Origin of the sequence: Paraburkholderia sp. MM5496-R1, from assembly GCF_050436205.1 — a bacterium.
GTDB lineage: Bacteria > Pseudomonadota > Gammaproteobacteria > Burkholderiales > Burkholderiaceae > Paraburkholderia > Paraburkholderia tuberum.
In genome coordinates this window covers 551056-572145 of sequence record NZ_JBNDLT010000003.1, presented here as the reverse complement: position 1 = coordinate 572145, position 21090 = coordinate 551056, and the positions used below count along the sequence as shown (strand labels likewise).

The following is a 21090-nucleotide window of genomic DNA, read 5'->3' as shown; positions in this document are numbered from 1 at the left end:
CGTCAACCATCATGAACGAATCACCGCTTAGCGACGGCGAGTTCGCCGCGTCGGTCATGGCCGTGCCGCCGCTCGCGCGCCGGGCCGACTACACGCTCGACCCTGCCCAGAATCTCGCGCTGATCCGCCATATCGAAGCGGGCGGTGTACGCACGCTACTGTATGGCGGCAATGCGAACCTTTATCACGTCGCGGTCAGCGAATACCGCGAGCTGCTGGACCTGCTCGCCGAGGCCGCGGGTCCCGGGACACGGGTGATTCCGGCGCTGGGTCCCGACTACGGCAAGATGCTCGATCAGGCGCGCATCCTCGCGCAGACGCGTTACCGCACGGCGATGGTGCTGCCGCTCGGCGGCTTCACGACGTCCGAGGGCGTCGAGACGGGCCTCACGCGGATCGCCGACACGGCCGGCATGCCGCTCACGCTGTATATCAAGAGCGAAAACTACGTCGCTGTCGATACGCTCGCGCGGCTCGTCGAGCGTGGGACGCTGAGCGCGGTCAAGTACGCGATCCCGCGCGACAACCCCGCTGACGATCCGTATCTGCGCCGGCTGCTGCAACGCGTGCCGGCCGCGAAGATCGTATCGGGCATGGGCGAGCGGCCGGCGCTCGTGCATCTGCGCGAGTTCGGACTCGCAGCGTGGACGACCGGAAGCGGCTGTATCGCGCCGAGCATGGTGATGGCGCTGCTGCGCGCGGTGCAAAGCGGCCGGAGCGCCGATAGCGCCGGTAGCGCCGGTAGCGCCGGTAGCGCCGATCACGACACCGCCCAACGTCTGTACGATGCGTTCATGCCGCTCGAAACGCTGCGCAACGACATCTCGCTGATCCGCGTGCTGCACGATGCAATCACGTTCACGGGCCTCGCCGACATGGGGCCGCTGCAGCCGCTGCTCAGTTCGACACCGCGCGAGCATCATGCGAAGATCGCGCAGACCGCGCGCACGCTGCTCGCTCTCGAGCGCGAGTTCGCGCCCACCCAATCGAACCGCTCCGACACGCAGACAACCCCATGACCGATCACAGCCGACGCTATCCCGATCCCTCCATCCGTGTGTTCGATCCGCGCTTCAAGTCGTTGATCATCGCGTCGGCGTCGGTCGAATGCCTGTATCAGGGCACGCGCTGGTCGGAGGGGCCGGTGTGGTTCGGCGATGGCCGCTATCTGCTGTGGAGCGACATTCCGAACGACCGCATCCTGCGCTGGGACGAAACGACGGGCGCGGTCAGCACGTTCCGTCAATCGTCGAACAATGCGAACGGCCATACGCGCGATCGCGAAGGGCGTCTCGTCAGTTGCGAGCACCTGACGCGGCGTGTGACGCGCACCGAGTACGACGGCTCGATTACCGTGCTCGCCGATCGCTATCAAGGCAAGCGCTTCAATTCGCCGAACGACGTGGTCGTCAAATCGGACGGCTCGATCTGGTTTACCGACCCGACCTTCGGCATCGAAGGTTTCTACGAGGGCGAGCAGCAGCAGTCCGAGCTGAAGGCGTGCGTGTATCGGATCGACGGCCAGTCGGGCGAGGTGTCGATGGTCGTCGACGACGTGCCCGCCCCGAACGGTCTCGCGTTCTCGCCGGACGAATCGCTGCTGTACGTGGTCCAATCGCGCGGCGAGCCGCGCAAGATCCGCGTATTCGATGTCGAGGCCAATGGCAAAGGCACGACGCTGTCGAACAACCGCGTGCTGATCGACGCGGGTCCGGGCACCCCGGACGGTTTTCGTGTCGACACGCATGGCAACTTGTGGTGCGGGTGGGGCATGGGCACCGACGAGCTCGACGGCGTGCGCGTGTTCAGCCCGCAAGGCGAGCCGCTCGGCCACATCGCGTTGCCAGAGCGTTGCGCGAACGTTTGCTTCGGCGGACGGCATCGCAACCGTCTGTTCATGGCGGCGAGCCACGGGTTGTATTCGCTGTTCGTCAATACGCAGGGCGTGCGCGGAGGTTGAGCGGTTGTCCGCTAACCAGACAACATGTATTGCTATCGCGGCGAGGGCTCGGGTTTGCCCTTAACCCGCGGTGCCGGGCATTGAACGACAAGGATTTCAGGTAAAACGAGCCATTTTCTCGTCCGACTCACACTCTCGACTATTTGCTTGACATCGGCTGTTGCGCTTCGCTATGTTCCCTTGGTAGAAAGACACCGCCCGCAACGCATCGACCAGCGGGCTTCCATACCAAGAAGCGAGGAGACGCAATGACTGTTTCGCACAGGTTGTCGTTCAAGCTGGTATCCGTCTGTATCGCCGCGAGCGCGGCGTTCACCCTTGCCGCGCACGCGGCCGATCCGGTCACGATCAATATCGTCGACGTGGCCGGCGATCTTCAACTCACGCAGAAGGGCTTCGAGGCGTTCAAGGCGAAGAATCCGAATCTCGTCGCGAACATCACGTTCACGAACGCGCCCGCGCCGCAATTGCCCGGCAAGATCAAGGCGATGCAGGCCGCGGGCCGCTCCGATATCGACCTCGTTTTGACCGGCACCGACGCGCTCGCGGCCGGCATCGAGCAGAACCTGTGGATCAAGCTGCTGCCCGACAACGCGGCGCAGTTCCCCGGCGTGCTCGACAAGTACGCGCCGGGCCCGCGCAAGATGCAGGATCTCGCGCAAGGCTACGGGCTCGAGGTCGCGTATATGCCGGCTGGTCCGCTGCTCGAATACAACCCGGCCAAGGTCAGCGATCCGCCGAAGACACCCGACCAACTGCTGCAATGGTGCAAGGCCCACCCCGACAAGCTGATCTACGCGCGGCCGGCCAATTCCGGTCCTGGCCGCACGTTCCTGATGGGCTTGCCCTACGTGCTCGGCGACAAGGACCCGCAGGACCCGGTGCACGGCTGGGACAAGACGTGGGCGTTCCTGAAGCAGTTGAACGACTGCATACCGTACTATCCGGGCGGTACCTCGGCGGTGATGAAGGAACTGGGCGAAGGCACGCGCGACATGACCGTGACCGTGACCGGCTGGGACATCAATCCGCGCGCGCTCGGCATCGTGCCGGCCGACTTCCGCGTACAGCCGTTTGACAACATGACGTGGGTCAACGATGCGCACTACATGGTGATTCCGAAGGGCGTGCCGAAGGAAAAGCTCGACGTGCTGTACAAGATGATGAACTTTATGCTGGAGCCCGCGCAGCAGGCGCTGACCTATGACGACGGCTACTTCTATCCGGGTCCGGCGATCAAGGGCGTCACCGTCGAGCAGGCGCCCGCGCACAGCCAGGAGGTGCTGAAAAAGTATGGCCGCCCCGAATACGCGAAGATGTTGGCCGATCATCCGCATGCGTTGCCGCTGAACGCAGCGGCGATGGTCGCCGCCTTCAAGAAGTGGGATAGCGAGATCGGCGCGCAGAAGACCCAATAGGCCTTCACCAATGCGACGGGAAACGGGGCAAAACGCAGCGCGGCGTGAGGTTCCGCCGCGCTGCGTGTTTTCAGCGATCACGCGCGTCTCGGCTTGAGTGCCTGATGCGCCGCGCCCACCGCAAGCGCGGCACTCGCGACATCCGTCGCCTCACGCGGAGCAGGGAACCGCCATGAAGCATCACTTTGAGCAGTTGCGGCTCGATTCAGTGAGCCGCAGTTTCACGAACCCGCAAGGCCACGCGATCGCCGCGCTGCAGGGTCTCGATCTGACGATCCGGCGCGGCGAGTTCATCGCGCTGCTGGGGCCGTCGGGTTGTGGCAAATCGACGGCGCTGAACTGCATCGCCGGGTTGCAGCCGCTCACCGGCGGCGGCATCTGGCTCGACGAGCGGCGCATCGACGTGCTGCCGCCGGAAAAGCGCGGCTTCGGCATGGTGTTCCAGAACTACGCGCTGTTCCCGCATATGAGCGTGCTGGAGAACGTCGGCTTCGGGCTGAAAATGCGCGGCGTCGGCAGAAGCGAGATCGCGCGCCGTGCACGCGAGGCCTTGAAACTGGTGCAACTGACCGGTCATGAGCACAAGCTGCCCGGCCAATTGTCCGGTGGCCAGCAGCAGCGTGTCGCGATCGCGCGTGCGATCGTGATCGAGCCGCCGCTGATCCTGATGGACGAGCCGCTGTCGAATCTCGATACGAAGCTGCGCATCGAAATGCGCGCGGAAATTCGCCGCATCCATACGCAGCTCGAACGTGCGACGCTGTACGTGACGCATGATCAGGACGAAGCGCTGTCGATGGCCGATCGCATCGTCGTGATGAGGGAGGGCCTCGTGCAGCAGGTCGCGACGCCGAAGGAGGTCTATACGCGGCCGCGCAATCTGCATGTCGCGCGCTTCATGGGTTATCGCAATGTCGCCGAGTTCACGCTGGAGGGCATGCAAGGCGATGGCGTCGTGGTCAGTGCCAACGGCGTGCGGCTCATCGGCACGCCGATGGCCGGCTTCGACGGCAAACGCGTGAGTGTCGCGCTGCGCCCCGAAGACATGGAGCGCGCCGAGCCCGGCGCCGACAACGCGTTCGAGGCGCGGATCGACGCGGTCGAGTATGGCGGCCACGATTCGCTGCTGCGCGTGAAGACCGCGTTCGGCGACGTGTGGGCGCGCGTGACCGGTGAATGCGCGGAGGGCGAGCGCATCACGCTGCGCGCGCGGCCGTCGTGCGTGCTCGTCTACGACGCCGAGGCCGCATGAACACGCCGACGCTTGTCCCCCCGCTTACGTCCCGCGCGCCGCGCGATGCCAAGGCCTGGCTCGTCGCGCCCGCGCTGTTCTTTATCGTCGCGCTGTTCATCTATCCGTTCGCGTATGGTCTCGCGCTGTCGTTCCGGCCGATGAACGGCGGCGGCGTGTGGGCCAACTATCTGACGTTCTTCACCGACACGTCGATGTGGCCGACGATTTTCGTTACGCTGAAGCTGTCGGTGCCGGCCACGCTGATCAACGTCGGCGTGTCGGTGCCAGTCGCGTTCGCGCTGCGCCGCTACTCGCGGTATCAGAAGATCGTCACGACGCTGTTGGTGATCCCGGTGACGCTCGGCACCGTGCTGATCGCCGACGGCATGCTCACGTACTTCGGTCCGCACGGCTGGCTGCCTCAGGCGTTGCAGGCGCTGCATCTGTACACCCAAGAGGTGCGGCTCACGCACAACTTCACGGGCGTGTTGCTGTCGCTGATCGTGTCGGGCTTTCCGTTCGCGTTTCTGCTGACGCTGTCGTACGTGACCGGCATCGACCCGACGCTCGCAAGCGCGGCCGCGACGCTCGGCGCGAGTCCGTGGCAGCAGTTTCGCCGCATCTATCTGCCGCTGCTCGTGCCGGGGCTCACGATGGCCGCGTGTCTGTCGTTCGTGCAGGCGTTCTCGGTGTTTCCGTCGGCGGTGCTGCTCGGCGCGCCCGCGGGTCCGACGCGCGTGATGTCGATTGCCGCGGCCGAAGCCGCGTTCGAGAGCTACGACTATTCGCTCGCATCGGCGATCGCGATGGTGATGGGGTTCGTGCAACTGCTGGTGGTCGCCGCGCTGCTCGGCGCGCGCCGCTGGTTCTATCGTGGTCCCGTAACGGGAGGCAAAGGCTGATGACGACCGATCGCCGCGCGACGCAGCCCGACTGGTCCGCGTCCACCTCCGCTTGCGCGGCGCCTCAGCCGGGCGACGGCGCCCGCGAGCCAGCGCAACGTGCGCGTCAGCGCGCGAATCTGCCGGGCCGCATCTGGCAGGTGCTGGTATGGGCCGTGATGGCGTTCTTCCTGATCAACGTCGTGCTGCTGATTGCGACCGTCGCGGTGAATTCGATCGCGACGCGCTGGTTCGGCACCGCGTTGCCGCAAGGCTTCACGTTGCACTGGTATGCGCAGGCGTGGAGCGACTTCCAGCTCGCGAGCGTGCTGTGGGTGACCGTGCAGGTGGTCGGCGCGGTCGTGCTGCTGTCGGTGCTGCTCGGCGTGCCGGCTGCGTATGCGCTCGCGCGCGTGCAATTCCGCGGCAAGCGCCTTGCGATGCTGATCTTTCTGCTGCCGTTGATGGTGCCGCCCTTCACCTACGGCATTCCGATGGCGACCGCGATGTACAAGGTCGGACTCGCCGGCACGCTATGGGGCGTAATTCTTGCGAATCTCGTACCGGCGCTGCCGTTCGTGATTCTCGTGATGACGCCGTTCATCGAGCAGATCGATCCGAATCTCGAAGCGGCCGCGCGCATTTTCGGCGCGAACACGTTCCGCTATTTCCGTTACGTGCTGCTGCCGCTGCTCGTGCCGGGCATGCTGGCGGCGGGGCTGCTCGTGCTGGTGCGCACGATCGGCATGTTCGAGCTGACGTTTTTTACGGCCGGTCCGGCCACGCAAACGCTGGTGGTCGCGTTGTACTACGCTGTGTTTTCGACCGGCGTGCGCGCGCCGCAATCGATCGATGCGATGGCGATGATCTATATGGCGATCACGTTGGTCTGGGTGCTGATCGCACTACAATTCGTGAGCCCGACGCAGATCGTGTCCCGCGTGAAAGAACAGAGGCGCTGACGCATGGTCGGCGCCAATCGTGGAGTAGACGTTGACGAAGAGAAAGACCCCCGAGGAATTGCGTAGTCATCGCTGGTACGGCGCGAACGATCTGCGTTCGTTCGGCCACCGCTCGCGCACCGCGCAGATGGGCTACAACCGCGACGAATACGCGGGCAAGCCGGTCATCGCGATTCTGAACACGTGGAGCGAGATCAATCCGTGCCACACGCATTTCAAGCAGCGCGTCGAGGAAGTGAAACGCGGCATCTGGCAGGCCGGCGGCTTTCCGATCGAGCTGCCTGTGCAGACGCTGTCCGAGCCGTTCCAGAAGCCCACCACGATGCTGTACCGCAATTTCCTCGCGATGGAAGCCGAGGAGATGCTGCGCTCGTATCCCGCCGACGGCGTCGTGTTGATGGGCGGCTGCGACAAGACCACGCCCGCTTTGTTGATGGGCGCGATCTCGATGGATCTGCCCGCCATCTTTCTGCCTGCCGGCCCGATGCTGCGCGGCAACTGGAACGGCGTGACGCTCGGCTCGGGTTCCGATTCATGGCGCTACTGGGCCGAACTGCGCGCGGGCACGCTGACGCCGGACGACTGGCAGGGCGTCGAGGGTGGCATCGCGCGCTCGCCCGGTCACTGCATGACGATGGGCACCGCATCGACGATGACGAGCGCGGCCGAAGCGCTGGGCTTCACGCTGCCCGGCTTCGCGTCGATTCCCGCGCCCGATTCGCGGCATGCGCAGATGGCCGCGCAAACCGGCATGCGTATCGTCGAGATGGTGTGGGAGGATCTGAAGCCGTCGGACCTGATCACGGCGGCATCGGTCGATAACGCGGTGACGACTTGTGTCGCGCTGTCCGGGTCGACCAATTCGGTTGTGCATATGATCGCGCTTGCACGGCGCGCGGGCATCGAGTTGACGCTCGACCGCTTCGACGAGATCGCGCGCCGCACGCCCGTGCTCGCGAACATCAGACCGACCGGCGCCTATCTGATGGAGGACTTTTTCTACGCGGGCGGTTTGCGCGGGCTGCTCGCGGAACTGGGCGAACTGATCGACGGCTCGCAGAAAACCGTGAACGGCCGCACGCTCGGCGAGAACCTTGCCGGCGCGCGCATTTTCAACGACGACGTGATCCGCCGCCGCACGAATCCGCTACTGCGCGACAGCAGCCTCGCGGTACTGCGCGGCAATCTCGCGCCCGACGGCGCCGTGATCAAGCCGGGTGCGGCCGAGCCGCATCTGCTCGTGCATACGGGCCGTGCGGTCGTGTTCAGCGACTACGACGACATGGCCGCGCGCATCGACGACGACGCGCTCGACATCGACGAAAGCTGCGTGCTCGTGCTGCAGCACGCGGGGCCGGTCGGCGCGGGCATGCCCGAATGGGGTCAACTGCCGATTCCGCGCAAGCTGCTGCAAAAAGGCGTGCGCGACATGGTGCGCATCTCTGACGCGCGGATGAGCGGCACGAGCTATGGCGCGTGCGTGCTGCACGCGGCGCCCGAGGCATTCGTCGGTGGGCCGCTGGCGTTGGTGCGAAGCGGCGATCTGATCGAGCTCGATGTGCCGCGCCGCAGGCTGAATCTGCTGGTATCGGACGAAGAACTCGCGCGCCGCAAGGCCGCGTGGGTCAAACCCGCTGCGCGCTTCGAGCGCGGCTATGGCGCCCTGCATCAGGCGCACGTGATGCAGGCGGATCAAGGCTGCGATTTCGACTTCCTGCAGCGCGGCGGCGTGAGTCCCGACAGCTCGGGCGAGCCGGAGATTCACTGAGGTTCAATACCCCACGCGATACACGCGCCCCGTCTGCGCCCCTTCCACACTGCGCAGATAAGCAAGCGCCGCGCGTTGCGCGCTGACGGACTCGAAGCCGCGAAAGAACGGCGCGTAAGCTTCCATCGACTCGGTCAGCACGGTCGGACTCACCACGTTGATGCGCAGCCCGCGCGGCAGTTCGATCGCTGCGCCGCGCACGAAGCCCTCGAGCGCGAGATTGACGGTCGTCGCGCTCGATCCCTGCGGGATCGGCTCGTCGCCCAGAATGCCGCTCGTCAGCGTGAACGATCCGCCGTCGTTCACATACGGCAGCGCCGCGAATACGACGTTGATCTGGCCCATCAGCTTGTCGCGCAGCCCGACCCAGAACTGCTCGATGCTCATCTGCTCCAGCGGACCGAAATGCACCTGACCGGTCGCGGTGACGACGCCGTCCACCTTGCCGATGTCGCGAAACAGCCGCTCGACGTTCGCCGGGTCCGTGCTATCGACGTGATATTGCCCGCGCGTCGCGCCCACCTCGATCACTTCGTGACGCGCCTTCAGCTCCGCGCGGATCGCCTGGCCCAGCGTGCCCGTCGCACCGATGACGACGATTCTTTTCATCCGCAACTCCGTTAAACGAACCCACGTTAAACCAAGCAAAGCACGCACCAGAATAAAACAGTGCGTGCTGCGTGATTGCCTGATAAATCGGAATAAACCCGGTAATTCAAACGCGCGCGTATAAAGGGATGATACGCGCGCGCCTATTTCACCCGGTGTAATTCGATTACGCGCGCAGGCCGCAAATGATTGAGCGCATAGTGAATGCGGCCACGATCGCGGCGCTGTCCGACCGGACGCGGGTCGTCGTACTGATGGTCGGCCGAGTAGACGTCGAGCGGCTCGGCCATGCCCTTGTCGATCACCGAGTAGCCCGGCTCGAGCGCGAGCAGCAGGTGGTTGCCGCCGACCCTGCTGTCGAAGCCGGCCATGCCATCGAGCGACTCGGGCACGCTGTTGTCGAGCGTCGCATTGCTGGTCGTGACCGCGTCGGGCGAGATCGCGCCGTGGCCCGCCAGACGGGCTGCTTCGCGGTTCTTGCCGTCGGTGTCGACCGTGCTGTCGTGCGTGCGGTCGTTGTGCAGGTCCGTGCTTCGTGGGTCCTTCGGGTCCGGTTTCGTACCGGCGTTTTCGGGTTTGCTGATCGCGCTGTTCATCGTGCATTCTCCTGAAGCAAACATTCGAAGAAAGAGCAAAAGCCGTTCCGACTGACACGGCGCCGCGGTGCGCGGGAGTCGCGATGCGTTGTCCGCCATCCTTCGATGCGAGTGGCGTTACCTCGCGATTAAACGGCGATGACGTCCGCGATTCATTTCGTTTTTTTCAATGGACGCGTATTTTCTACAGGGTATGATCTTACTCCTGCGACCGACGCGCGGATAAAATTGACGGCATGCTCCGGCTGCTCCGGCATGGTGGGAAAAACTAACAAACAAATGGCCGCGCGACTGAGAAAATGTTACGGGGCTTCAGGGGCGGGTGACTCATGCACTTCGATGCTGCATTCACACATCGCGGCTATCTTTTGAATTGCGAACCGGCGCGCTCGGGCGACGGCTCCTGGCAACCGTATGTGGTGATCTCGCGCTCGAGCGACGGCGAACTGGTCGCTAACCGTTTCTTTCCCACGGAACTGCGCTTCTCCGACGAAGCCGCTGCCATCGCGCACGCGCGCGATTGGGCAGTGCGCTGGATCGACGCGAGCAGTCTGACTATCTGAAGTCAGGGAACGATGCGTGCGTGCCAGCGCACGTCGACGCAATGAATCCGAGCCGACCTGCGCGCTGCCGGGCGGGCACCGTTAAAACGCGGTAATCTCTGCTCGATAACCACTTCGAACCGTGCACGCCGCACGGCGCCGTCCCTTATGCCCAACGAGCCTTCCCATAACTGGGGCCTTGAACAGATCGTCGCCGACCTGCGCGCCTCGCGCGAGCAATTGCATCGCACGCGGCATCCGCTCGGCATTCGCGAATTGCCATCGCGCGAAGCGGTGGTCAATATCGTGGCCGGTCTGCGCGCCGCGATGTTCCCGACGCATTACGGCGCGCCCGATCTAACCGACGAAACGGTCGACTACTACGTCGGCCACACGCTCGAAAGCACATTGCGGCTGCTCGCCGAACAGATTCGCCGCGCGCTGCGCTTCCTGCCCGAGTTCGGCGAGACGCCGGACGCCGAGTTGCGGGAGCGCGCGTTCGCGGTGGCGCGCGAGTTCGCGACGCAACTGGCGGGCATACGCGCGCTGCTCGTCAGCGACATCCAGGCTGCGTACACCGGCGACCCTGCCGCGCAGCACATCACCGAAATCCTGCTGTGCTATCCGGGCGTGTGGGCGATGACGCATCATCGGCTCGCGCATGCGCTGCATCGGCTCGGCGTGCCGCTGCTGGCGCGCTTCATCAACGAGATCGCGCACTCGGCGACCGGCATCGACATTCACCCGGGCGCGACGATCGGGCCGAGCTTCTTCATCGATCACGGCACCGGCGTGGTGATCGGCGAGACAGCGATCATCGGCGAGCGCGTGCGCGTGTACCAGGCGGTCACGCTCGGCGCGAAGAGCTTCGCGGCCGATGAGGACGGCACGCTGATCAAGGGCAATGCCCGGCATCCGATCGTCGAGGACGATGTCGTGATCTACGCGGGCGCGACGATTCTCGGACGCGTGACGATCGGGCGCGGGTCGGTGATCGGCGGCAACGTGTGGCTCACGCATAGCGTGCCACCGGGCAGCAGCGTATCGCAAGGCAAGGTCCGCGAAGGAGAGCGCACCGACAACGGACGGCAATGATGCACGGCTAGCCGCCGCGCCCGCACGCCGGGCCGATAGCATCGCGCTGCGCCTAGCCGATCGGCCAATGGCGCAACCACGGCAACGCATGCATGCCATGCAGCCACACATGCTCGCCGATAAACCACGCGGCCGCCCAGGATGCCGCGACGACGATCAGATCGCAGTGCCCGCTATTCCATAGATTCAACGAATGTCGCCGGGCGATCCACGGCACGCCGAGCGGATTCGGCCAGTCGGCGAGCAGATGCATCAGGCCGCCGCACGCGAAGCCGAACGCGGGCGCCGCGAAGATCGAATGTCCGAGCGTGTGATACGACACCGCGAGCAGCGCGAGCCAGCCGATGCCCCAATGCGTCAACGTGCGATGCGTGATCCACAGCCGCCGCGCGCGCGACCACCATGCGACTTCGAGCCAGTCCGGCGCGGTGCTGCCGGCCACGCCGGCGATGAAGCTCAGCAGCACGCCAGCATGAAACGGACCGCCGCCGCTGCGCGCGACGATCGCCGCCGCGATGATGCCGGCTGCGAAACCGGTCGCATGATGCGCTTTGCTGGATGCCATCGAAACTCGCGGCACACGTGCCGCGCGAAAAACAAAGGGCGGCTATGTTCGCAGATGGGCGCGTAAAAAAATAGCCGATGCGCGAGATAAAAATTCGCGCACCGGCCTTCCGTGCATGACGCGCACGGCGTTCAAGCGCGCCGCGCCGCTCAGGTCGCGCAGCGCGCGATATCGAAGCGCATTTCCTCCTCGGGCGGATCGTCGGGGGCATTGGCCGGATGCACGACCTTGATGACCGTGTTGCCGTTGAGCGGGGTCAGCGTGACGAAGTACGAGTTGTGCGAATCGGCACCGACCGCAAGTTCGGTCGCCGCGCCGGCGTGCGAGGTGCGCACGCGCGGCAGACGTTCTTCGAGGCAGGCGGCGATGGACGCAGGCGTGCGTGACGACGACACGTACACGAGCGGTGCGGACGCATCGCGCGCGGAGCCGCCCGATGAACCGCAAGCGGCGAGGGTGGCGGTGAGGGCGACAGCTGGGGCAAGCATGAGAAGTCTTTTCATGATCCGATCGTCGGCATTCCCGGTCATGCATGGGAAGGTGAGGCGCGGGCGAAGCGCGATGCGCTGACGTACAGCGCGATGCTTCGCGACGAAGCTGCCGTGCAGGCGGCGCGGTTTCGCGGCGTCGCACGGCGGCCGGGGCAGTATACCGAGCATGTGTCGACGTCGTCACTAGCGCGGCCATGCGTTTATTGGTCTGACGGCAAACCGCCGTCAGAAGCGATGCCGCAGACCGACTGCCGCGGCGACCTGGTTGCCGGTCGACGACGGCGCCAGCGTATTGATCGCCGCGACGTTCGCGCCGAATCGGCATTCGAGCGAAAGTTGCTGCTTGCGCCCCGTTGACTGTCGATTCGCAGCAAATTGTAATTGTCGCTATGCGGATATTTAATTGCGCGCCTTACAACGTTTATTTCCGAATCGGGGATTATGTGAATTAATCGCGTAAGTGCAGGTCCGCAAAAGGAAATTATTTTTACGATGAATGGCGGGAGCCTCGCGGCGAGCAGAAGGGCAAAGCGGACGAGGCCGTTTGCGCTGATTCCCACGGTTTTGCGCAATGCAGTCTTTCGAAGAAAGCCTTAAATCGAGGGGGGATGCCACTTATAATTTTGATAGACCCCTTCGACCAAAGGGTGTCTTTTTCATTTTTACACGCGGCTTTCGGGCCGCGTTTTTTTATCTGAAATTTAAAGCGGATTTATAAATCGTCGCGTAGGTGAATATAACTTTTCGCGTGTTGAGCGGCTGCGCCGTTCCGAACGCGCCTTGTCCGTTCGTCAGAGCGAGCAGGGCCAAGCGGCTGGGCAGGTAGAATCGCGGGTTCGAAATCTGTTTGTGCGCCCCGCGAAGTGAGTGAACCTGTGATGACCGACACGCCCTTTCCCTCGACCGACACGAATGCCGAGTTCCTCGGACCGGACGACAGCGTGCATGAAGAACGTCTGTGGCGCGACAACGGCTGGACCGCGCGCATCATCAAGAACGAAGACGACGAAGGCTGGGCCGTCGAAATGATCAAGGACGGCGAGGCGGAGCCTGCGCTCGTCGGACCTTGGACGATGGGCCGCAACAAGAAGGATCCGAAGCCGCTCGACGTATCGGCGTTCAACACGCTCGTGAAAACCGCGGCGGAAGTGCTGCGTCGTCACGAGCAGCAGCTGCGCGCGCAACTGCACAAGACAGTGCGCGTGCCGAACGCGGACGGCAACGGCGAACTCGACATCACGCTCGACATCGTCCCCGACGAAGACGAGCCGTACGCACTGTTGAGCGCGCTCGATATTTTCGGCGAGCAGATCGCGCAAGTGCAGGTTGCGCCGACGTTCAAGCTCAGCAAGGCGAGCGCCGCGGCGTGGGTGGCAAACGAGTTTCGTCGGCCGGGGTAAGTGGCGGTTGTAGGCGCAGTTGCGTCGTGATCGGATCCGCTGGTCGCTGACACTGCCGGCGATCATGGCGCAGTTGGCAGAGCGGCGCTGCTATTTCACTGGCCACTCGAACTGGCTCGTGGTCGAAGATATCGACGATCGTGGCGAAACGGTCGAATACGACGTCTCGCCAAACCCTAGCTGCGCTTGCAGAAAATCGCGGTGATGAGCGGCGCGACGTGATGCACGATCGCCGTGCTGCCGGCGTTTTCAAGCGCGCTTTTAACATTGTCGTCGCTGCCGAACACGACCGCGCCATACGCGGACTGGGCGACCGGTTCGCCGTCGCCGACCCGGAACATCGGGTCGTCCTTTTCGAAGCCCACCACCGCGAATACGCGGAAACCGAACGCGGTCAGATGCGCATCGGGCATCGGCGAGAACGCGTTGATCGAGTTGCTTTCGACGTGACTTGGCTTCGGTTTGATCAGCTGCTGCTGCATCAGATCGGCAATGAACTGGTGGCCGCTCTCATTGCATGTCAGTGGCGTGTCGAGCTCCACGGCGAACGAGGAAAGGGGCAGCGCGGCGGCGGCAAACAGCAGAGGGACAAGGAGACGGTTCATGAGCGTAGGCGGGCGTCAACAGTCGATGTCGTGGATTAGCAACCACTGCGCCATCCCCCGGGGGGCACGAGCGGTGCTGCACATCGAACAGATTCCGCGTGACTGGCACAACTGGATTCGCACTTTACAGCGATTCGGTGAATTCCGCTTTGTGACGGACACACGAACGGCATCTGCAAATTGCAGAGAAACGTATGGCATAACAGCAAGCTTTCAGAATCCCGTATATATTTCCGCCTTATGACTTCGCAACCCCGACCTCCAATCAACGTTCCGCCGCCACGTACGTGGGACGCCCGGCTCGCCCGCCGGCTCGTGACACCGCTAGTCGACAGCTGGGTCACCCCGAACCATTTGACCACGCTGCGCCTGCTGATCGGCGTCGCAGGCGCGCTGTGCCTTGCGCACGGGGGATTCGCGTGGGCCAATGCGGGCGCACTGCTGATCGTCCTGTCGAATTTCGTCGATCACACGGACGGCGAACTCGCGCGAGTGGGCGGCAAGTCGAGCCGCATCGGTCATTTTTACGACCTCGCCTGTGATGCGCTCGTGACCGTGATGCTGTTCGTCGGCATGGGTATCGGTGTCGGCGGCGCGCAGATCGACGCTTTGAAGCTCGCGCCCGGCGTGCTCGGCGCGGTGGCTGGTGTCGCGGTCGCCCTGATCTTCTTTTTGCGCATGCGGATCGAGGAAATGGTCGGCAAGGCCGGCACGAAGCAGGCGTCGATGGGGGGCTTCGAAACCGAGGACGTGCTGTACCTGCTGCCCATCGTCACGCTGACGAATGTCGTCGCGCCGTTCGTGGTGATCGCGTCGATCGGCGCGCCGCTGTTCGCAGTATGGGTGGTGATCGACTACTGGCGCGTCGCGCGCCGTAGCGCTCGCCCGACGGCCAAGGCCGCCAGCGCGTCTGAATCCCGTCGACAGTGGGCTAGCAAATGAATCTGCACGCCGAAGACGACGTGATCGCGCCCGTGTCGTCAGGCACGCCCGTCGCGGCGCTCACGCCCGCGCCCGATGCCGACCGCGCGGTCGCGAGCCGGACCCGCACGTTCGACAACGCGCGTCTGCGTAAAGACTTCGCCGCGCAGGACGCGTTTCTGTATCTGGACGAGTTCCTCGCGCCGGAAGTGACCGCGCAGCTGGTACACAGCGCGCGCGCACTGCTCGACGAAGTGAACCGCAACTATCTGCCGGGTCACAAGCAGGGCGGCAGTGTCAGCCGCCATACGATCGACCGTCTCGCGCCGTTCATCGCCGAGCTGTATCGCTCGAAGGAGTTGATCGGCTGGCTCGAGCAGTTGAGCGGCGACCAGTTGCAGGTGTCGCCCGCCGACGATCCGCACGCCTACGCGCTCTACTACTACACGCGCCCCGGCGACCATATCGGCTGGCACTACGATACTTCGTATTACGAGGGACGCCGCTACACGCTGCTGCTCGGCGTGATCGACGAATCGTCGTGCCGGCTCGACTACGAACTGCATACGCGCAATCCGGAGGTGCCGGACCAGCCGGGCTCGGTGCAGATTCCGCCGGGCGGCCTCGTGTTTTTCGATGGCGACAAGCTGCGTCATCGCATCACGGCGGCCGGGCCGAACGAGATGCGTGTGTCGCTGACGTTCGAATACGTCACCGATCCCAACATGCGGCCGTGGCGCCGCTTCCTTTCCAACATGAAGGACGCGATCGCGTACTTCGGTTTCCGCCAGGTGTTCCGTCAGATGGCCTCGCGCGGCAAGGACGCCGCGTGAGTCGGGCGGCCCTGCTTCTGCTGTCAATCGGCTCGGCGCTGTTCGTCGGCCTGCTCGCCTGGCAGGGCTTCGGCTCGGTGGCGTCGACCTTGCTCGCAGCCGGCTGGGGCCTCGCGGTCGTCGCCGCGTTCCACGTGGTGCCGCTCGTGCTCGATGCGGCTGCGATCGCCGTGCTGTTCAGGCGCGACCACGCCTCGCGTGACGGTGCGCATGAAGGTCCGGCAAGCGGTGCAACCAGCCGCCCGACGAGCGCTGCACGAGCCGAACCCTCGCTGCGCAATGCGCTGTCCGCGCGCTGGATCGGCGAGTCGGTGAATAGCCTGCTGCCCGCTGGGCAGATCGGCGGCCCGGTGGTGATGGTGCGTCAACTGTCGCAGCGCGGCATGCTGCTGCGCGACGCGGCCGCCGCGATCACCGTCAGCACGACCTGGCAGGCGCTCGCGCAAATCGTGTTCGCGCTCGGTGGCCTCGCGATGTTCGGCGCGTACGCCGCGCACGGCACGCTGCACGACCTGCGCACCGCAACGCTGATTGCGACCGGCGTGCTCGGCGCGCTCATCGCCGCGTTCTACTTCGCCCAGCGGCGCGGTCTGTTCGGCCGGCTGCTGGGCGTGGTGTCGAAGGTGTTCGGCAAGCGCGACTGGTCGTCGCTGATGACGCGCGCGGAAGCCGTCGATGCCGCCGTGCAGTCGCTGTACCGCGAGCGCGGCCGCGTGGCGGCGAGCTTTGCGCTGAGCCTCGTGGGATGGGTCGTCGGCACGGCCGAGGTATGGCTCGCGCTGCGTTTTCTCGGTCATCCGGTCGGCTGGATCGACGCGCTGCTGCTGGAAAGCATCGGCCAGGCGATTCGCGGCGCGGCCTTCATGATCCCGGGCTCGCTCGGCGTGCAGGAGGGCGGCTATCTGCTGCTCGCGCCGCTGGTGGGTTTGCCGCCCGACGCGGCGCTGGCGTTGTCGCTCGCCAAGCGTGCGCGTGAACTCCTGCTGGGCCTGCCGGGCCTGCTTGTATTGCACTTCAGCGAACGAAGCTGGCAACGGCGGCGCGCTCCACGGCGCGTGCCGGTTGCCGATTGACCCCCGTACTTTTTTCAAAGGACCGCGCATGCGCGCAATCATTCTCGCAGCGGGCCTCGGCCTGCGTCTCCAGCAGCCGCCGCAAGCCCAGTTTCCGAAATGCCTGTTGCAGTTCGACGGCATGAGCCTGCTCGAACGGCATCTGCAGATGCTCAAAACCGCTGGCGTGACCGACGTCGTGCTGGCGCTCGGTTTCCAGCCGGAATCCGTGCAGGCGGAACTCGCGCGCATCGACTGGCCGCACAAGGTCGAGACCGTGCTCAATCCGCGCTTCGATCTTGGCAGCGTGCTGACCGTGCATACCGTTGCCGACGCGTTGACGCGCGGCGGCGACGTGCTGCTGATGGACGCCGACGTGCTGTACGACGAGCGCATCCTGAGCGCGCTGGTGGCGGGCGAGTCGGTGAACCGTCTGCTGATCGACCGCGATTTCGAAGCGGGCGACGAGCCCGTCAAGCTGTGCCTGAAGGACGGCGTGCCGGTCGAGTTGCGCAAGCAGCTCGCGGTCACTCTGGAGTACGACACGATCGGCGAGTCGGTCGGTTTCTTCCGCTTCCGCGAGGAAACCGCGCGACGCTTCACGCAGATCGTCGCGGGCTATATCGACAGCGGCCGCGCGAACATGCCGCACGAAGAGGCGGTGCGCGACCTGCTGCTCGAGCGCAGCCAGGTGTTCGACACGGCCGAGGTGAGCGGCGCGCCGTGGATCGAGATCGACTTTCCGAACGACGTCGCGCGCGCCGCCAACGAGATCCTGCCGCAGTTGCAGCCGCTCGTCAGCGCATCGCGCTGAGGCGTCCGTGCCGCGCGCGAAGATGCACGGCAGCGCGCGATGGCACCCCGGCAAAATCCCCTCGCGCGACAACATTTGTTGTCGCCGCGATGCCATAATCGACGCTTTCCATTGATGGCTGGCCGCCCGTCGCCATGACAATGCTGCTCGCTTTAGGCGCTTTCATCGTTCCGCTGATCGTCGCGTGCGCGATGTTCATGGAAAACGTCGACGGCACGGTCATCGTGACGTCGCTGCCGGTTCTGGCACGCGACCTCGGTCATGATCCGATCACGCTGAAGCTTGCGGTCACCGCGTATGTGATCGGCCTTGGCGTCTTTATCCCGATCTGCGGCTGGGTCGCCGACCGCTTCGGTTCGCGCACCGTGTTCCGCACCGCGATCGGCATCTTCATGGCGGGCTCGCTGCTGTGCGCGGCCTCCACTTCGCTCGATACCTTCGTGCTCGCGCGCTTCGTGCAGGGCATCGGCGGCGCGCTGATGGTGCCGGTGGGCCGCATCATCATCTTCCGGTCGCTGCCGAAGTCGGAGTTCATTCGCGCGATGAACTATCTGACGGTGCCGGCGTTGCTCGGTCCGGTGGTCGGGCCGCCGCTCGGCGGCTTTATCACGACCTATCTGCACTGGCGTCTGATCTTCGTGATCAACGTGCCGATCGGCCTGCTCGGCATCTGGCTCACCAACAAATACATCGCCAATACGCGCGAGCCGCATCCGGGCCGGCTCGACTGGCTCGGCTTCGCGCTGTCGGCTAGCGGGGCTTCGCTGTTCATGCTCGGGCTCTCGCTGGTCGGCGGCGAACTGGTGTCGACGGGACAATCGGTCGGCATGTGCGTGACCGGCATCGTGTTGCTGCTGCTTTATGTGCTGTACGCGAGCCGCGTCGCGCTGCCGGTGCTCGATCTGCGTTTGCTGCGCATTCCAAGTTTTCATGCGAGCGTGATCGGCGGTTCGCTGTTTCGGATCGGTCTTGGCGCCGTGCCGTTCCTGTTGCCGCTCGCGTTGCAGGAAGGGCTCGGCATGACCGCGTTCAGAGCCGGCGCGATCACGTGCGCGTCCGCGTTCGGTTCGATCTTCATGAAGACGGTGGCGTCGCGCATTCTCGAACGCTTCGGCTTTCGTACCGTGCTGATGGTCAACGCCGCGTGCGCGGGTCTCGCGATCGCCGTGTACGGGTTGTTCTTTCCCGGCACGCCGCATTGGGTGATCTGGTGCATCGTGCTGGTGGGCGGCTTCTTTCCTTCTCTGCAATTCACGTCGCTCAATACGCTGGCCTATGCCGATATTCCGGGCAGCGACGTCGGCCGCGCGACGAGTGTCGCGAGCGTCATCCAGCAGATGTCGCTCGGCCTCGGCGTGACGATCTCGGGCATCGTGCTGCAGATTTCGCATCGTGTGCAAGGGCATCCGAACATCGTGTTCTCCGATTTCTGGCCGGCGTTTCTCGTCGTCGGTCTGTTCTCGTGCCTGTCGATTCCGATTACGCGGCGGCTGCCGCGAGACGCGGGCGATGAGATCTCGCGCGGCAGTCGCGGGCGCGCGTAAGCCATCATACGGATGCCGTCGTCGTCGATGAGGAGGTCATGAAGTTGTTTCGCAACGTCAAAGCTTCAACCAGTGCTTCGATCAGCGGTCTTGCCCTGATCGCAATCCTTTGCGTTTCAACCGGGTTTCTCGAGGCGGCGCCTGCTGTCGCGAAAGCGCCCGCGAAGACGCAACCGGCCGTGCTTGCCGGTTCGGCGATTGCGGTGCCGGACTCATACAGCGCCGATGCCGCCGAGCAGATCTTCAACGAAGGCGGCAATGCGGTCGATGCGGCCGCCGCGATCGCCTTCACCCTTGCGGTCACGTTCCCGGATGCGGGCAACATCGGCGGGGGCGGGTTCATGACGCTGTACGTCGACAACAAGCCTTATTTCCTCGACTATCGCGAACGCGCGCCGCTCGCCGCGACGAAGAACATGTATCTCGACGACAAGGGCGAGATCATCAAAGGCATGAGCCTGGTCGGCTATCGCGCGGTGGGCGTGCCAGGCACCGTTGACGGCATGTGGCAAGCGCAGCGCCGTTTCGGCAAGCTGAAATGGCAGCAGGTGCTCGCGCCGGCTATTCACTATGCGCGCGACGGCTTCGTGGTCGCCCCGCAACTGCAGAAGCTGCGCGACGATGCGGCGAAGAACTTCGCGGGCAGGACCAATTTCGACACCTACTTCGGCAATCTGAAGCAGGGCGTCACCTTCAGGCAGCCTGACCTTGCCGCGGTCCTGCAGCGTATTTCCGATCAGGGCGCGAAAGATTTCTACACGGGCAAGACTGCGGATCTGATCGCCGCTTCAATGCGCGGCCACGGCCTGATTACGAAGGCCGATCTCGCGCAGTACAAGGCGGTTTGGCGCGAGCCGGTGCAGGCGAACTGGAACGGCTACCGCGTGATCACCGCGCCGCCGCCGAGTTCGGGCGGCGTCGGGCTCGTGCAACTGCTGAAGATGAAGGCCGATATCGCGCCCGAGTTCAAGAACGTGCCGCTCAATTCCGTGCAATACGTGCATCTGATCGCGGAGCTCGAGAAGCGCGTGTTCGCGGACCGCGCGCAGTATCTCGGCGACCCGGATTTCTACAAGGTGCCGGTCGCGCAACTGATCGACGACCCGTATCTGGCCAAGCGCGCGGCCGAGGTTGATCCGAATATGCCGTCGGACACGAAGAGCATTCAGCCGGGGCTCGGGACCTCGATGCCGGAGAAGGCGGAGACCACGCATTTTTCGGTGGTCGACAAATGGGGCAACGCGGTGTCGAACACGTACACGCTGAACGGCGCGTTCGGCTCGGGCGTCGTGGTGGATCGGGCAGGCATCGCGCTGAACGACGAGATGGACGACTTCTCCGCGAAGCCGGGCGCCGCGAACATGTTCGATGTGGTCGGCAGCGACGTGAATGCGATCGAGCCGAAGAAGCGCCCGTTGTCGTCGATGGCGCCGACGATTCTGACGAAGGACGGCAAGGTCGCGCTCGTGATCGGCACGCCGGGCGGATCGCGGATCTTCACGACGATCTTCCAGGTGATCAACGACATCTACGACTTCGACATGCCGTTGCCGGATGCGCTCGCCGCGATGCGTTTCCATCACCAGCTATTGCCGCCGAATACGATCTATTCGGAGCCGTACAAGCCGATCGAGGGCGAACTCGCCCAGCAGCTCGAGGCGAAGGGCTACAAGCTGGAAGGGCAGGAATTCACCGGCGATGTTCAGGTGATCAGGATCGATGGGGACGAGCCGGAGGCGGCGGCCGATCCGCGCGGGCGAGGGGTGACGCGGGTGGTTCGGTAGGGTTTCACTCTGGGCA

Annotated in this window: 22 protein-coding genes; 16 read left to right on the top strand and 6 right to left on the bottom strand. The window is 64.5% G+C overall.

Annotation, left to right across the window (positions count from 1 at the left end; translation table 11 throughout):
- Positions 1-11 precede the first annotated feature (11 nt).
- The 7 genes from OKW38_RS28880 (at position 12) to araD (ending at position 8223) form a co-directional block, all read left to right on the top strand.
- Positions 12-1019 carry a dihydrodipicolinate synthase family protein gene (locus OKW38_RS28880; RefSeq protein WP_429364300.1) on the top strand — a complete coding sequence of 336 codons (1008 nt, stop codon included), beginning with the start codon at positions 12-14 and terminating at the stop codon, positions 1017-1019.
- Positions 1016-1960 (top strand): SMP-30/gluconolactonase/LRE family protein, encoded by a 945-nt coding sequence (locus OKW38_RS28875; RefSeq protein WP_429364299.1) that lies wholly within the window; start codon positions 1016-1018, stop codon positions 1958-1960. Before OKW38_RS28880 ends, OKW38_RS28875 begins: the two co-directional genes overlap by 4 nt.
- A 248-nt stretch (positions 1961-2208) precedes the next feature.
- Positions 2209-3378 (top strand): extracellular solute-binding protein, encoded by a 1170-nt coding sequence (locus tag OKW38_RS28870; protein ID WP_429364297.1) that lies wholly within the window; start codon positions 2209-2211, stop codon positions 3376-3378.
- A gap of 172 nt (positions 3379-3550) precedes the next feature.
- Positions 3551-4630, top strand: a complete 1080-nt coding sequence (locus tag OKW38_RS28865; protein ID WP_429364295.1) for an ABC transporter ATP-binding protein — start codon at positions 3551-3553, stop codon at positions 4628-4630.
- On the top strand, positions 4627-5514 hold the full coding sequence (locus OKW38_RS28860; protein WP_429333458.1) for an ABC transporter permease: 888 nt from the start codon (positions 4627-4629) through the stop codon (positions 5512-5514). Before OKW38_RS28865 ends, OKW38_RS28860 begins: the two co-directional genes overlap by 4 nt.
- A complete protein-coding gene (locus OKW38_RS28855; RefSeq protein WP_090807310.1) occupies positions 5514-6455 on the top strand; it encodes an ABC transporter permease in 942 nt (313 codons plus the stop codon). Before OKW38_RS28860 ends, OKW38_RS28855 begins: the two co-directional genes overlap by 1 nt.
- Before the next feature lie 31 nt (positions 6456-6486).
- Positions 6487-8223 carry an L-arabinonate dehydratase gene (gene araD / locus OKW38_RS28850; protein WP_090807308.1) on the top strand — a complete coding sequence of 579 codons (1737 nt, stop codon included), beginning with the start codon at positions 6487-6489 and terminating at the stop codon, positions 8221-8223.
- A gap of 3 nt (positions 8224-8226) precedes the next feature.
- Here araD and OKW38_RS28845 read toward each other — a convergent pair whose 3' ends face one another.
- Together OKW38_RS28845 and OKW38_RS28840 are read right to left on the bottom strand one after the other, a co-directional pair.
- Positions 8227-8832, bottom strand: coding sequence for a short chain dehydrogenase (locus OKW38_RS28845; RefSeq protein ID WP_429364293.1), 606 nt, complete (start codon positions 8830-8832; stop codon positions 8227-8229).
- 143 nt (positions 8833-8975) lie between these two features.
- Positions 8976-9428 carry a DUF3005 domain-containing protein gene (locus tag OKW38_RS28840; protein ID WP_187613192.1) on the bottom strand — a complete coding sequence of 151 codons (453 nt, stop codon included), beginning with the start codon at positions 9426-9428 and terminating at the stop codon, positions 8976-8978.
- A 329-nt stretch (positions 9429-9757) separates the two neighbouring features.
- Between OKW38_RS28840 and OKW38_RS28835 the strand changes: the two genes are divergently transcribed.
- Positions 9758-9991: a hypothetical protein gene (locus tag OKW38_RS28835; protein ID WP_013092363.1), complete on the top strand. Its 234-nt coding sequence runs from the start codon at positions 9758-9760 to the stop codon at positions 9989-9991.
- Positions 9992-10138: 147 nt separating this feature from the next.
- The gene (gene epsC, locus OKW38_RS28830) at positions 10139-11065 is read left to right on the top strand and encodes a serine O-acetyltransferase EpsC (RefSeq protein ID WP_090807303.1); all 927 of its coding nucleotides are present in this window, start codon (positions 10139-10141) and stop codon (positions 11063-11065) included.
- Between the two features lie 52 nt (positions 11066-11117).
- On the opposite strand, the gene OKW38_RS28825 is transcribed toward epsC, so the two are convergent.
- Together OKW38_RS28825 and OKW38_RS28820 are read right to left on the bottom strand one after the other, a co-directional pair.
- Positions 11118-11630 carry a metal-dependent hydrolase gene (locus OKW38_RS28825; protein WP_429364292.1) on the bottom strand — a complete coding sequence of 171 codons (513 nt, stop codon included), beginning with the start codon at positions 11628-11630 and terminating at the stop codon, positions 11118-11120.
- 149 nt (positions 11631-11779) lie between these two features.
- Complete coding sequence (locus OKW38_RS28820; protein WP_429364290.1) at positions 11780-12289, bottom strand: hypothetical protein; 510 nt, start codon at positions 12287-12289, stop codon at positions 11780-11782.
- Positions 12290-12999: 710 nt separating this feature from the next.
- On the opposite strand from OKW38_RS28820, the gene OKW38_RS28815 reads away from it, so the two are divergent.
- The gene (locus OKW38_RS28815) at positions 13000-13521 is read left to right on the top strand and encodes a hypothetical protein (RefSeq protein WP_187614217.1); all 522 of its coding nucleotides are present in this window, start codon (positions 13000-13002) and stop codon (positions 13519-13521) included.
- A 176-nt stretch (positions 13522-13697) separates the two neighbouring features.
- On the opposite strand, the gene OKW38_RS28810 is transcribed toward OKW38_RS28815, so the two are convergent.
- Complete coding sequence (locus OKW38_RS28810) at positions 13698-14126, bottom strand: hypothetical protein (protein ID WP_090807294.1); 429 nt, start codon at positions 14124-14126, stop codon at positions 13698-13700.
- A 240-nt stretch (positions 14127-14366) separates the two neighbouring features.
- Between OKW38_RS28810 and OKW38_RS28805 the strand changes: the two genes are divergently transcribed.
- The 4 genes from OKW38_RS28805 to OKW38_RS28790 are packed head-to-tail and all read left to right on the top strand — an operon-like array spanning position 14367 to position 17746.
- Positions 14367-15068, top strand: coding sequence for a CDP-alcohol phosphatidyltransferase family protein (locus OKW38_RS28805; RefSeq protein ID WP_429364288.1), 702 nt, complete (start codon positions 14367-14369; stop codon positions 15066-15068).
- Complete coding sequence (locus OKW38_RS28800; protein WP_429364286.1) at positions 15065-15880, top strand: HalD/BesD family halogenase; 816 nt, start codon at positions 15065-15067, stop codon at positions 15878-15880. Before OKW38_RS28805 ends, OKW38_RS28800 begins: the two co-directional genes overlap by 4 nt.
- Positions 15877-16953 (top strand): lysylphosphatidylglycerol synthase domain-containing protein, encoded by a 1077-nt coding sequence (locus tag OKW38_RS28795; RefSeq protein ID WP_429364285.1) that lies wholly within the window; start codon positions 15877-15879, stop codon positions 16951-16953. The genes OKW38_RS28800 and OKW38_RS28795 overlap by 4 nt, the downstream gene beginning before the upstream one ends.
- Positions 16954-16981: 28 nt before the next feature.
- Positions 16982-17746 (top strand): NTP transferase domain-containing protein, encoded by a 765-nt coding sequence (locus OKW38_RS28790; protein WP_429333463.1) that lies wholly within the window; start codon positions 16982-16984, stop codon positions 17744-17746.
- Here OKW38_RS28790 and OKW38_RS28785 read toward each other — a convergent pair.
- Positions 17730-17945 carry a hypothetical protein gene (locus OKW38_RS28785; protein ID WP_429365588.1) on the bottom strand — a complete coding sequence of 72 codons (216 nt, stop codon included), beginning with the start codon at positions 17943-17945 and terminating at the stop codon, positions 17730-17732. The genes OKW38_RS28790 and OKW38_RS28785 overlap by 17 nt on opposite strands.
- On the opposite strand from OKW38_RS28785, the gene OKW38_RS28780 reads away from it, so the two are divergent.
- Complete coding sequence (locus tag OKW38_RS28780) at positions 17887-19290, top strand: MFS transporter (RefSeq protein ID WP_090810228.1); 1404 nt, start codon at positions 17887-17889, stop codon at positions 19288-19290. The genes OKW38_RS28785 and OKW38_RS28780 overlap by 59 nt on opposite strands.
- Positions 19291-19328: 38 nt before the next feature.
- The gene (gene ggt / locus OKW38_RS28775) at positions 19329-21074 is read left to right on the top strand and encodes a gamma-glutamyltransferase (protein ID WP_429364281.1); all 1746 of its coding nucleotides are present in this window, start codon (positions 19329-19331) and stop codon (positions 21072-21074) included.
- Positions 21075-21090 lie beyond the last annotated feature (16 nt).